5 protein-coding genes, 2 tRNA genes and 5 rRNA genes are annotated in these 14,004 nt (G+C 40.6%); all 12 read left to right on the top strand.

From position 1 onward, the window contains the following. Positions 1 to 21 precede the first annotated feature (21 nt). Positions 22 to 2,915, top strand: a 23S ribosomal RNA gene (locus BK054_RS01255). Positions 2,916 to 3,024: 109 nt separating this feature from the next. Beyond that, positions 3,025 to 3,134, top strand: a 5S ribosomal RNA gene (gene rrf / locus BK054_RS01250). Positions 3,135 to 3,398: 264 nt separating this feature from the next. Continuing rightward, a 16S ribosomal RNA gene (locus tag BK054_RS01245) occupies positions 3,399 to 4,916 on the top strand. Between the two features lie 80 nt (positions 4,917 to 4,996). Then, positions 4,997 to 5,070, top strand: a tRNA-Ile gene (locus BK054_RS01240). Positions 5,071 to 5,161: 91 nt separating this feature from the next. Further along, positions 5,162 to 5,235, top strand: a tRNA-Ala gene (locus BK054_RS01235). Between the two features lie 151 nt (positions 5,236 to 5,386). After that, a 23S ribosomal RNA gene (locus BK054_RS01230) occupies positions 5,387 to 8,270 on the top strand. A 108-nt stretch (positions 8,271 to 8,378) separates the two neighbouring features. Then, positions 8,379 to 8,488: ribosomal RNA gene (gene rrf, locus BK054_RS01225) — 5S ribosomal RNA — on the top strand. Together the 16S, 23S and 5S rRNA genes with 2 tRNA genes alongside form the textbook arrangement of a ribosomal RNA operon. A 259-nt stretch (positions 8,489 to 8,747) precedes the next feature. After that, a complete protein-coding gene (locus BK054_RS01220; protein WP_006261921.1) occupies positions 8,748 to 9,224 on the top strand; it encodes an Lrp/AsnC family transcriptional regulator in 477 nt (158 codons plus the stop codon). Positions 9,225 to 9,226: 2 nt separating this feature from the next. After that, positions 9,227 to 10,249 carry an EamA family transporter gene (locus tag BK054_RS01215; RefSeq protein ID WP_006258797.1) on the top strand — a complete coding sequence of 341 codons (1,023 nt, stop codon included), beginning with the start codon at positions 9,227 to 9,229 and terminating at the stop codon, positions 10,247 to 10,249. Between the two features lie 267 nt (positions 10,250 to 10,516). After that, positions 10,517 to 12,271 carry a 30S ribosomal protein S1 gene (gene rpsA, locus BK054_RS01210; RefSeq protein WP_006258796.1) on the top strand — a complete coding sequence of 585 codons (1,755 nt, stop codon included), beginning with the start codon at positions 10,517 to 10,519 and terminating at the stop codon, positions 12,269 to 12,271. 180 nt (positions 12,272 to 12,451) lie between these two features. Beyond that, the gene (locus tag BK054_RS01205) at positions 12,452 to 13,243 is read left to right on the top strand and encodes a hypothetical protein (protein WP_006258795.1); all 792 of its coding nucleotides are present in this window, start codon (positions 12,452 to 12,454) and stop codon (positions 13,241 to 13,243) included. Further along, the gene (locus BK054_RS01200; protein ID WP_006258794.1) at positions 13,243 to 14,001 is read left to right on the top strand and encodes a hypothetical protein; all 759 of its coding nucleotides are present in this window, start codon (positions 13,243 to 13,245) and stop codon (positions 13,999 to 14,001) included. The genes BK054_RS01205 and BK054_RS01200 overlap by 1 nt, the downstream gene beginning before the upstream one ends. The last annotated feature ends 3 nt before the right edge of the window (positions 14,002 to 14,004 follow it).

Raw genomic sequence — 14,004 nt, 5'->3', positions numbered from 1 at the left:
CGATTCGAAAGAATTGTAAGCACATAAGCAAAATAAGGGCGTATGGGGAATGCCTAGGCTCTCAGAGGCGAAGAAGGACGTGATAAGCTGCGAAAAGCTACGGGGATTGGCACACACGAATTGATCCGTAGATATCCGAATGGGGCAACCCAGTATGTTGAAGACATACTATCCAATATGGAGGCGAACCCGCTGAACTGAAACATCTAAGTAGGCGGAGGAGAAGAAAACAAAAGTGATTCCGTAAGTAGTGGCGAGCGAACGCGGAGTAGCCCAAACCAAAGTTGTTACGGCAATTTTGGGGTTGTAGGACCACGAGATTTCTTGCGGATTTAATTAGAATTACCTGGAAAGGTAAACCAAAGAGGGTGATAGTCCCGTATAAGTAAGAGAAGATAAGAATAGTGGTATCCTGAGTAGGTCGGGGCACGTGAAACCTTGATTGAAACTGGCGGGACCATCCGCTAAGGCTAAATACTCCTGAGAGACCGATAGTGAACCAGTACCGTGAGGGAAAGGTGAAAAGAACCGTGAATAACGGAGTGAAACAGATCCTGAAACCATACGCCTACAAGCGGTCGGAGCTTCTACGTGAAGTGACGGCGTGCCTTTTGCATAATGAGCCTACGAGTTACCGTTGCTGGCAAGGATAAGTGATTAAGTCATGGATCCGTAGCGAAAGCGAGTCTTAATAGGGCGCTTAAGTCAGTAGTGGTAGACGCGAAACCGTGTGATCTACCCATGGGCAGGTTGAAGTTTAGGTAACACTAAATGGAGGACCGAACCGTTTAACGCTGAAAAGTTTTCGGATGACCTGTGGGTAGGGGTGAAAGGCCAATCAAACTCGGAAATAGCTCGTACTCCCCGAAATGCATTTAGGTGCAGCGATGATCGATAGTTACTTAGAGGTAGAGCTACTGATTGGATGCGGGGGCTTCACCGCCTACCAATTCCTGACAAACTCCGAATGCTAAGTAATGATAGTCATCAGTGAGGGCATGGGTGCTAAGGTCCATGTCCGAGAGGGAAAGAACCCAGACCATCAGCTAAGGTCCCCAAATGTATGCTAAGTTGAAAAAACGCGGTTTGATTGCCCAGACAGCTAGGATGTTGGCTTGGAAGCAGCCATTCATTTAAAGAGTGCGTAACAGCTCACTAGTCGAGCGATCGAGCATGGATAATAATCGGGCATAAGTATACTACCGAAGCTATGGATTTGCGCATTTAGTTGCGTGAGTGGTAGGGGAGCATTCTAACGGCGCAGAAGGTGATTTGTGAGAATTGCTGGAGCTTTTAGAAAAGAAAATGTAGGCATAAGTAACGATAAGGGGTGCGAGAAACACCCCCGCCGTAAGACTAAGGTTTCCTCAGCTATGCTAATCAGCTGAGGGTTAGTCGGGACCTAAGGCACACCCGAAGGGGGACGTCGATGGCCAACGGGTTAATATTCCCGTACTACTAATAATTGTGATGGAGTGACACAGTGATGAAAGCACCGCGAACTGACGGAATAGTTCGTTGAAGCACGTACCTATAGGTTTGATAGTAAAATGCGTCAGACTTGGAGAAATGCGATAGTACTTTGAGTCTTCGGACAACGAGATAGTGTGCCTAAGGGCTGTCAAGAAAAGCTTCTAAACTTAGATTATTAGTACCCGTACCGTAAACCGACACAGGTAGTCGAGGAGAGTATCCTAAGGCGCTCGAGAGATTCATGGCTAAGGAACTAGGCAAAATAGACCTGTAACTTCGGGAGAAAGGTCGCCAGCGCAAGCTGGCCGCAGTGAAAAGGTCCAGGCGACTGTTTATCAAAAACACAGGGCTCTGCAAAATCGTAAGATGACGTATAGGGCCTGACACCTGCCCGGTGCTGGAAGGTTAAGAGGAGATGTTATCGATGAGTAATTGTTGAGAAGCATTGAATTGAAGCCCCAGTAAACGGCGGCCGTAACTATAACGGTCCTAAGGTAGCGAAATTCCTTGTCGGGTAAGTTCCGACCTGCACGAATGGTGTAACGATCTGGACACTGTCTCAGCCATGAGCTCGGTGAAATTGTAGTATCGGTGAAGATGCCGATTACCCGCAGTGGGACGAAAAGACCCTGTGCACCTTTACTATAGCTTAGTATTGTTCTTGGATAAGTGATGTGTAGGATAGGTGGGAGACTGTGAAATGGCGTCGCTAGGCGTTGTGGAGTCATTGTTGAAATACCACCCTTTGCTTATTTGAGATCTAACTCCTTGTGTAAGGAGGACATTGCTTGGTGGGTAGTTTGACTGGGGTGGTCGCCTCCAAAAGAGTAACGGAGGCTTCTAAAGGTTCCCTCAGCACGCTTGGTAACCGTGCGTAGAGTGCAATGGTATAAGGGAGCTTGACTGAAAGACTAACAAGTCGAACAGGTACGAAAGTAGAGCATAGTGATCCGGTGGTTCCGCATGGAAGGGCCATCGCTCAAAGGATAAAAGGTACGCCGGGGATAACAGGCTGATCTCCCCCAAGAGCTCATATCGACGGGGGGGTTTGGCACCTCGATGTCGGCTCGTCACATCCTGGGGCTGGAGAAGGTCCCAAGGGTTGGGCTGTTCGCCCATTAAAGTGGCACGCGAGCTGGGTTCAGAACGTCGTGAGACAGTTCGGTCTCTATCTACTGTGGGCGTTAGAAATTTGAGTGGATCTGATTCTAGTACGAGAGGACCGAATTGGACCAACCTCTAGTGCATCTGTTGTCTCGCCAGGGGCATCGCAGAGTAGCTACGTTGGGAAGGGATAAGCGCTGAAAGCATATAAGTGCGAAACCCACCACAAGATGAGATTTCTTTAAAGGGTCGTTGGAGATTACAACGTTGATAGGCTATAGATGTAAAGACAGTAATGTCAAAGTCGAGTAGTACTAATAACCCGTAAGCTTATGTGAATCTCCCTCTGCTAAGGCAGGGGGAGGGCAACTTTCTAAAGTATAGTTAAGTTTAAAATATCAATATAGTTAAAAATATTAGTTACGCTCAATCGTGTAACAACCGATTTAAGGTGGTTATTGCAGCGGGGCTCACCTCTTCCCATTTCGAACAGAGAAGTTAAGCCCGCTAGCGCAGATGGTACTGCTAACCAGTGGGAGAGTATGTCGCCGCCTTTCTTTAGAAATCCTCGCTGATTTTCTAGCGAGGATTTTTTATCTACAAATTTTACTGAAAAAAGGAAAAACTTTAAATAAATATTCAAATTCATTTGGATTGTAAAAAATAAAGTTCTACTTTTGCATTCGCTTTGAAAAACAAGTGGGAATAAAATAAGAAGACACGTTCATAAACATATTGGATTGACAGCATACAAATAAGAGAGTAAGGCAAATCGCAAGATTTGGAATTATACTTTTTTTAATTTACGAAATTAAAAATATACGATGAAGAGTTTGATCCTGGCTCAGGATGAACGCTAGCGGCAGGCCTAACACATGCAAGTCGAGGGGTAGAAAGAGCTTGCTTTTTTGAGACCGGCGCACGGGTGAGTAACGCGTATGCAACCTACCTTATACAGGGGAATAGCCCGAAGAAATTCGGATTAATGCTCCATGGTTTATCGATATGGCATCGTATTGATAATAAAGATTTATCGGTATAAGATGGGCATGCGTATCATTAGCTAGTTGGTGTGGTAACGGCATACCAAGGCAACGATGATTAGGGGTCCTGAGAGGGAGATCCCCCACACTGGTACTGAGACACGGACCAGACTCCTACGGGAGGCAGCAGTGAGGAATATTGGTCAATGGAGGCAACTCTGAACCAGCCATGCCGCGTGCAGGATGACGGTCCTATGGATTGTAAACTGCTTTTGTACAGGAAGAAACCTCCCTACGAGTAGGGACTTGACGGTACTGTAAGAATAAGGATCGGCTAACTCCGTGCCAGCAGCCGCGGTAATACGGAGGATCCGAGCGTTATCCGGAATTATTGGGTTTAAAGGGTTCGTAGGCGGTCAGATAAGTCAGTGGTGAAATTTCTTAGCTTAACTAAGACACGGCCATTGATACTGTTTGACTTGAATAGTATGGAAGTAACTAGAATATGTAGTGTAGCGGTGAAATGCTTAGATATTACATGGAATACCAATTGCGAAGGCAGGTTACTACGTATTTATTGACGCTGATGAACGAAAGCGTGGGGAGCGAACAGGATTAGATACCCTGGTAGTCCACGCCGTAAACGATGGATACTAGCTGTTCGGTTTTCGGACTGAGTGGCTAAGCGAAAGTGATAAGTATCCCACCTGGGGAGTACGTTCGCAAGAATGAAACTCAAAGGAATTGACGGGGGCCCGCACAAGCGGTGGAGCATGTGGTTTAATTCGATGATACGCGAGGAACCTTACCAGGGCTTAAATGTAGATTGACAGATTTGGAAACAGATTTTTCTTCGGACAATTTACAAGGTGCTGCATGGTTGTCGTCAGCTCGTGCCGTGAGGTGTCAGGTTAAGTCCTATAACGAGCGCAACCCCTATTGTTAGTTACCAGCGCGTTAAGGCGGGGACTCTAGCAAGACTGCCGGTGCAAACCGTGAGGAAGGTGGGGATGACGTCAAATCATCACGGCCCTTACGTCCTGGGCTACACACGTGCTACAATGGCAAGTACAGAAAGCAGCTACCTGGCAACAGGATGCGAATCTCCAAAGCTTGTCTCAGTTCGGATTGGAGTCTGCAACTCGACTCTATGAAGCTGGAATCGCTAGTAATCGGATATCAGCCATGATCCGGTGAATACGTTCCCGGGCCTTGTACACACCGCCCGTCAAGCCATGGAAGCTGGGGGTACCTGAAGTCGGTGACCGCAAGGAGCTGCCTAGGGTAAAACTAGTAACTAGGGCTAAGTCGTAACAAGGTAGCCGTACCGGAAGGTGCGGCTGGAACACCTCCTTTCTAGAGAATAATTATAGAAGTATGATACTTTACTCTCGCTGTTAATACCAAAAAAAGAATAAAAGAATTAAGTAATACAGAGTCTCGTAGCTCAGCTGGTTAGAGTACTACACTGATAATGTAGGGGTCGGCAGTTCGAGTCTGCCCGGGACTACTAAAATACTAATTTAAAGGAAATACTAGAGGTTAAACTAACCGCCCAAAAGTTACTGTTAACTGTAAGCTGTTAACCAAACACTAGATACGGGGGATTAGCTCAGCTGGCTAGAGCGCCTGCCTTGCACGCAGGAGGTCATCGGTTCGACTCCGATATTCTCCACTACGGCATAAAATCAAAACTGGTTTAATTATCAGTGGCGATTCGCCACAAGTTCATTGACATATTGATAAAACTTAACTAACAAAACAGTTAGAAAGAATAAAAAAGATATAGAAATATATAGAAAGTACGATTCGAAAGAATTGTAAGCACATAAGCAAAATAAGGGCGTATGGGGAATGCCTAGGCTCTCAGAGGCGAAGAAGGACGTGATAAGCTGCGAAAAGCTACGGGGATTGGCACACACGAATTGATCCGTAGATATCCGAATGGGGCAACCCAGTATGTTGAAGACATACTATCCAATATGGAGGCGAACCCGCTGAACTGAAACATCTAAGTAGGCGGAGGAGAAGAAAACAAAAGTGATTCCGTAAGTAGTGGCGAGCGAACGCGGAATAGCCCAAACCAAAGTTGTTACGGCAATTTTGGGGTTGTAGGACCACGAGATTTCTTGCGGATTTAATTAGAATTACCTGGAAAGGTAAACCGAAGAGGGTGATAGTCCCGTATAAGTAAGAGAAGATAAGAATAGTGGTATCCTGAGTAGGTCGGGGCACGTGAAACCTTGATTGAAACTGGCGGGACCATCCGCTAAGGCTAAATACTCCTGAGAGACCGATAGTGAACCAGTACCGTGAGGGAAAGGTGAAAAGAACCGTGAATAACGGAGTGAAACAGATCCTGAAACCATACGCCTACAAGCGGTCGGAGCCCCTTTGTGGGGTGACGGCGTGCCTTTTGCATAATGAGCCTACGAGTTACCGTTGCTGGCAAGGATAAGTGATTAAGTCATGGATCCGTAGCGAAAGCGAGTCTTAATAGGGCGCTTAAGTCAGTAGTGGTAGACGCGAAACCGTGTGATCTACCCATGGGCAGGTTGAAGTTTAGGTAACACTAAATGGAGGACCGAACCGTTTAACGCTGAAAAGTTTTCGGATGACCTGTGGGTAGGGGTGAAAGGCCAATCAAACTCGGAAATAGCTCGTACTCCCCGAAATGCATTTAGGTGCAGCGATGATCGATAGTTACTTAGAGGTAGAGCTACTGATTGGATGCGGGGGCTTCACCGCCTACCAATTCCTGACAAACTCCGAATGCTAAGTAATGATAGTCATCAGTGAGGGCATGGGTGCTAAGGTCCATGTCCGAGAGGGAAAGAACCCAGACCATCAGCTAAGGTCCCCAAATGTATGCTAAGTTGAAAAAACGCGGTTTGATTGCCCAGACAGCTAGGATGTTGGCTTGGAAGCAGCCATTCATTTAAAGAGTGCGTAACAGCTCACTAGTCGAGCGATCGAGCATGGATAATAATCGGGCATAAGTATACTACCGAAGCTATGGATTTGCGCATTTAGTTGCGTGAGTGGTAGGGGAGCATTCTAACGGCGCAGAAGGTGATTTGTGAGAATTGCTGGAGCTTTTAGAAAAGAAAATGTAGGCATAAGTAACGATAAGGGGTGCGAGAAACACCCCCGCCGTAAGACTAAGGTTTCCTCAGCTATGCTAATCAGCTGAGGGTTAGTCGGGACCTAAGGCACACCCGAAGGGGGACGTCGATGGCCAACGGGTTAATATTCCCGTACTACTAATAATTGTGATGGAGTGACACAGTGATGAAAGCACCGCGAACTGACGGAATAGTTCGTTGAAGCACGTACCTATAGGTTTGATAGTAAAATGCGTCGAACTTGGAGAAATGCGATAGTACTTTGAGTCTTCGGACAACGAGATAGTGTGCCTAAGGGCTGTCAAGAAAAGCTTCTAAACTTAGATTATTAGTACCCGTACCGTAAACCGACACAGGTAGTCGAGGAGAGTATCCTAAGGCGCTCGAGAGATTCATGGCTAAGGAACTAGGCAAAATAGACCTGTAACTTCGGGAGAAAGGTCGCCAGCGCAAGCTGGCCGCAGTGAAAAGGTCCAGGCGACTGTTTATCAAAAACACAGGGCTCTGCAAAATCGTAAGATGACGTATAGGGCCTGACACCTGCCCGGTGCTGGAAGGTTAAGAGGAGATGTTATCTTCGGAGAAGCATTGAATTGAAGCCCCAGTAAACGGCGGCCGTAACTATAACGGTCCTAAGGTAGCGAAATTCCTTGTCGGGTAAGTTCCGACCTGCACGAATGGTGTAACGATCTGGACACTGTCTCAGCCATGAGCTCGGTGAAATTGTAGTATCGGTGAAGATGCCGATTACCCGCAGTGGGACGAAAAGACCCTGTGCACCTTTACTATAGCTTAGTATTGTTCTTGGATAAGTGATGTGTAGGATAGGTGGGAGACTGTGAAATGGCGTCGCTAGGCGTTGTGGAGTCATTGTTGAAATACCACCCTTTGCTTATTTGAGATCTAACTCCCTTATTGGGGAGGACATTGCTTGGTGGGTAGTTTGACTGGGGTGGTCGCCTCCAAAAGAGTAACGGAGGCTTCTAAAGGTTCCCTCAGCACGCTTGGTAACCGTGCGTAGAGTGCAATGGTATAAGGGAGCTTGACTGAAAGACTAACAAGTCGAACAGGTACGAAAGTAGAGCATAGTGATCCGGTGGTTCCGCATGGAAGGGCCATCGCTCAAAGGATAAAAGGTACGCCGGGGATAACAGGCTGATCTCCCCCAAGAGCTCATATCGACGGGGGGGTTTGGCACCTCGATGTCGGCTCGTCACATCCTGGGGCTGGAGAAGGTCCCAAGGGTTGGGCTGTTCGCCCATTAAAGTGGCACGCGAGCTGGGTTCAGAACGTCGTGAGACAGTTCGGTCTCTATCTACTGTGGGCGTTAGAAATTTGAGTGGATCTGATTCTAGTACGAGAGGACCGAATTGGACCAACCTCTAGTGCATCTGTTGTCTCGCCAGGGGCATCGCAGAGTAGCTACGTTGGGAAGGGATAAGCGCTGAAAGCATATAAGTGCGAAACCCACCACAAGATGAGATTTCTTTAAAGGGTCGTTGGAGATTACAACGTTGATAGGCTATAGATGTAAAGACAGTAATGTCAAAGTCGAGTAGTACTAATAACCCGTAAGCTTATGTGAATCTCCCCTTGTTAATACAAGGGGAGGGCAACTTTCTAAGGTATAGTTAAGTTTAAAATATCAATATAGTTAAAAATATTAGTTACGCTAATTGTGTAACAACCGATTTAAGGTGGTTATTGCAGCGGGGCTCACCTCTTCCCATTTCGAACAGAGAAGTTAAGCCCGCTAGCGCAGATGGTACTGCTAACCAGTGGGAGAGTATGTCGCCGCCTTTCTTTATAGAATCCCCAATCTCGTATGAGGTTGGGGATTTTTTGTTTATTTGGGTTAGTCGTATTTTGTTTCTGCAGACAATATGTTGTTCTATTTTTGTATATTATCTTTTTTTACTTCCCCACAATTCTATTTCTTTGTTTTTTATTTGTATATAATTCTGTTATTAAAATAATTGACCGAATTATATTCTAAATTTATTTAAAATGTTTGTATATAATTCTTTTTGTATGTATCTTTGCACTCGTTAAATACGATATGATGGAGTATAAGTTAGATGAGATTGATTTAAAGATTCTGCGAATGATGCAGGATAATGCTAGAATTAATAATTCAGATATAGCAAAGGAACTTGGTATGGCTCCTTCTGCAGTATTGGAAAGAGTGAAGAAGTTAGAGAATAAGGATGTTCTATTAGCTTATCATGCAAAGGTTAATCCTAAAGCTTTAGATCAAAAAATGCTTTCTTTTATTTTTATTAAAGTTGATGAAATTATTGGAGATGAAGAAACAGGGAGACTCTTGGCAGAGATTCCAGAAGTTTTAGAAGTTCATGATATAGCAGGTGATGATGGTTATATGATTAAAGTACGAACAACAGATTCATTAGCTTTAGTGCATTTAATGAGAAATTCACTATCAAGAATTCAAGGAATTATTTCAACTAGAACAATTATAGTTTTACAAACAGTTAAAGAAGAAAATAAATTAATTATACCAGAAAGGTTAGAGTATTAGTTATGGGAGCAGTTAGTACAAATAGCACAAGTAAAAGCACTGTTGTTGCAGCTTATATCGTTGTATATTTTGTTTGGGGATCAACATTCTTTTTTATTCACAAAGCATTAAGTGATTTTACACCTTTTGTTTTAGGAACGTTACGTTTCTTTAGTGCAAGTATTCTTTTATTGACTTACTGTAAAATGAAAGGGTATAAATTGTTTAATAAGAAAGTAGTTAAGCAAGCATGTATTACTGGGTTCTTATTACTATTTATTGATATGGGGGCTTTGATTTGGGCAGAACAACATGTATCTAGTGGTATTGCCGCTATTATGGCAGCAGCAGCAGCTTTATGGTTTGTCATATTGGATAAGCCTCAATGGAAGAATAACTTTTCAAGTATACCAACTGTATTAGGTTTGATTCTTGGTTTTGTTGGTGTGATTATGTTATTTGCTGAACAGATTAATATTGCTAGTGATGAATCACAACGTCTGTTGAATATTTTCTGTATGGTATTGCTGATTTTAGGATCTATAGCTTGGACAGCTGGATCATTGTATTCGAAATATTCTAAAGATAAGAATACTGATGAAGGAGAAGATCTTCATGTTATGGTTAAAACGTCTTGGCAGATGATTACTGCAGGTGTGCTATTTTGTTTAGTAGCATTATTAAATGGAGAGTTTGCTGCATTTGATCCTATAGAAGTGTCTGTGTCAGGATGGTTTTCATTAGGATATCTAATAACTTTTGGTTCTATTTTAGCTTTTGGCTCTTATATTTGGCTAATTCAGAATAGACCAGTAGTAGAGGTTAGTACTTATGCTTATGTTAATCCTGTTGTAGCTGTGGCATTGAGCTATTTCTTTACAGATGATATTATCACTAGTTTACAAATTGGAGGATTAGTAGTTGTATTATTAAGTGTAGGTTTAATGAACTGGGACTTATATAAGAATAGTAAGTTTATTAAGATATTTAATAAAAAAGCTAAAGCTTCAACTAGTGATAACGAGAAGTTAAACATGACTAATTAGATATTTAATTCTTTTAATATATAATTAAGGTCTATCGCTTATAGCATAGACCTTTTTTGTTCTATAATGAGATTGATTAGCAAGCTATTAATAATAAAATTATGTTATTATATAGTTGTATATATAATATAAAGTTATACTTTTGCACCGCTTTTAGTTCAGAGAAGTTTCGCTAAGGGTGTTTATTTTAAATGTTAAACAACTTCTAGTATTTTATTCTGATATATAGAAACTTATAAAATCTAGAATACAAATTTTTTATCAGAGATGTCTGAAAATATTAAAACACAAGAAGAGTTCTTAAAGGATTTTAACTGGGAAAACTACGAAAATGGTATCGATGCAGTTGAAGAGACTCAATTAAAAGAATTCGAAAGCCTAGTAGAAAAAACATTTATTTCTACTGATGACGAAGAAGTAGTAGAAGGAGTTGTAGTTAGAATTACTGACAGAGACGCTATCGTTGATATCAACGCTAAATCTGAAGGTGTTATTTCTTTAAACGAGTTCCGTTACAATCCAAACTTAAAAGTTGGAGACAAAGTTGAAGTATTAATCGACGTAAGAGAAGATAAATACGGACAATTAGTATTATCTCACAGAAAAGCTCGTACAATCAAAGCTTGGGATAGAGTTATCGCTGCTCACGAGTCTGGAGAGATTGTTAATGGATTCGTTAAATGTAGAACTAAAGGTGGTATGATCGTTGACGTATTCGGAATCGAAGCATTCTTACCAGGTTCTCAAATTGACGTTAAACCAATCCGTGATTACGATCAATACGTGAACAAAACAATGGAATTCAAAGTAGTTAAAATTAACCACGAATTCAAAAACGTTGTTGTATCTCACAAAGCACTTATCGAGGCTGATATCGAAGTTCAAAAGAAAGAAATTATCGGTCAATTACAAAAAGGTCAAGTGTTAGAAGGTGTTGTTAAAAACATCACTTCTTACGGTGTATTCATTGACTTAGGAGGTGTAGATGGATTAATCCACATCACTGACTTATCTTGGTCAAGAATCAATCACCCAAGTGAAGTATTAGAATTAGACCAAAAATTAAACGTTGTTATCTTAGACTTTGATGATGAGAAAACAAGAATTCAATTAGGTTTAAAACAATTATACGCTCACCCATGGGATGCTTTAGATGCTAACTTAAACGTTGGTGACAAAGTTAAAGGTAAAGTAGTTGTTTTAGCTGATTATGGTGCTTTCATCGAAGTTGCTGAAGGTGTTGAAGGTTTAATCCACGTTTCTGAAATGTCTTGGTCTACTCATTTAAGATCAGCTCAAGATTTCGTTAAAGTAGGAGACGAAGTAGAGGCAGTTATCTTAACTCTTGATAGAGAAGAGAGAAAAATGTCTTTAGGTATCAAACAATTAACTCAAGACCCTTGGACTGATATCACTTCTAAGTATCCTGTAGGTTCTAAACATAATGGTATCGTTCGTAACTTTACTAACTTCGGTGTATTTGTAGAATTAGAAGAAGGAATTGATGGATTAATTTACATCTCTGACTTATCTTGGACTAAGAAAATCAAACACCCATCTGAGTTTGTAAACGTAGGAGATAAATTAGACGTAGTTGTATTAGAGTTAGACGTTGAAGGACGTAAATTATCTTTAGGACACAAACAAACTACTGCTAATCCTTGGGATAAATACGAAGATGCTTACGCTGTTGGAACTGTACATTCAGGAGAAATCTCTGAATTAGTTGACAAAGGTGCTACTGTAGTATTCGAAGATGATGTTGTAGCTTTCATCCCAACTCGTCACTTAGAAAAAGAAGACGGTAAAAAGTTGAAAAAAGGTGAAACTGCTGAATTCAAAATTATTGAGTTCAACAAAGAATTCAAAAGAGTAGTTGCTTCTCACACTTCTATCTTCCGTGAAGAAGAAGAGAAAAATGTAAAAGCTGTTGAAACTGCAAATAATTCTGCAGAAAAAACAACTTTAGGTGATATCGACGCTTTAGCTGAATTAAAAGAAAGAATGGAGAAAGGAAAATAATTCCTAACCTATAAATTTCAAAAGCCCTAACATTTATGTTGGGGCTTTTTTTATGTAGTAAACTCAAGTATGTCATTTCTTTTATGAATTTACTTTATAATCTTGTAACTGCTTAAGTGTAATTTATTGAGTATTATAGAATATTTTAATATCTTTAAAATATCTATTAAACAAATATAAATGGGGTGGTTTACTAACCGAAATAAGACTTGGGAAATAAGGGAAGGGCTTGTACTATTAGGTACTGTAGGTATTATTAGCTTTTTAAGTTTAGGAGTTCTTACCCCTTTAGTGGTGATGATATTTGGCTATCAAGTAAAGGTTACGCGTTGGATTAAGACCTCTTTCTTGATTTCACTTGTTTACTTATTAGTTTTATTGATTGCTTTATTTGTTTATTTAGCAGGAGAAAGCCCTGTTTCATTGTTAACGTTGAATTATATAAGCTTTTATATTTATGTTGTGTATTTGGCACTGTACTTACCTGAGTATCTACAGAGGTTAGATTTAAAAAACTATATTAAGTTAGAAAAGAACAAAGAATACAATTATTATGTAATCATGGAACAGCTGGAAGATGTACAGTCTTCAGAGTCATTAAAAGAGTCTTTTATGGCTAATTTAAGGACATTTAGAAGACAGATATCTAATCCTAGTATAGTTAATGAGATCGATGAGATTCTTCGCTTAATAGACGTTATAGTACTAAAAGAATCAGCTAGTACTGATTTGCTGTTAGAACGTCATGTGTCTACTATAGAGAATGCTTTAATTCAGTATATAGAGTTGAATAATAGCTATCATATAAATAACGAAGTAAAGCAATCTATATCTAAGTTAGAAAACTTAGTTAAGTATGCACGAATTGCATTAGAGAACGAGCTATCTAAGATAATAGAGACTCAAGTTCTAACAGTAGATGGAGAAGCTTCAGTTTATTTATCAGTATTAAAAGGAAAAGGATTGTTATAATGGGATGGTTTACACATCAATCTAAAAATTGGGAGTTAAAAGTAGGGTGGCTTAGTTATTTAGCTATTCTCTTTCCTTTTGTACTACCTCCATTGGCTATGCTTTATATGGGAGTGGTAGGTAAGATTAAGAATTTAGTTATTGCTAGTATCTTATGGAGTGGTTTATATGTAGGAGGTTATTTTCTGTATCTCTTTTATAAGGACTCTGGTAGATTAGACATTTTGTTGTTTGCTATTCTTTTGAGTGGTGCATTGGTTATCGCTATGTATTTAAAAGAATTCTTGAGGAGAGTGCACCTTAAGTCTATTATTAAAATAAGATGGAATACTGATTATGACTATTTAGACTTTATGCGCAGAAAGAAAATATCAGAAGTATTGTCTGTTAGTGATTTTATAGATCATTTAGTAACTTGGCAACAAGAGATAAAACAACAAGAAGTAAGAGGAAGTATTGCTAGCATGATTCAGTTGACTAAATCTATTACTAAAGATAATAAGCATATCAGCGAATTGTTTATTGAACGACACGCTTACTCTATAGAAAATATGTTACAACAGTATCATCAGATAGAATTATCAAAATTAGATAATGATATTATTCGATTAGCTGAAAGTAAAATAAGAACAACCCTTCTTAGTGTTATTAGTGCATTCGAAAATGAATTAAGTAATAAAACGAGATTTAACCATTTAACCATAGATTTAGATTCTGAAGTCTATATACAAGATCTAAAAAATAGAGGTTTATTATAAAAA

This window comes from Myroides sp. ZB35, assembly GCF_001865835.1.
Taxonomy (GTDB): domain Bacteria; phylum Bacteroidota; class Bacteroidia; order Flavobacteriales; family Flavobacteriaceae; genus Flavobacterium; species Flavobacterium odoratimimum.
Note: the sequence above shows the minus strand (reverse complement) of the source record. Positions and strands in the feature narration are given on the sequence as shown.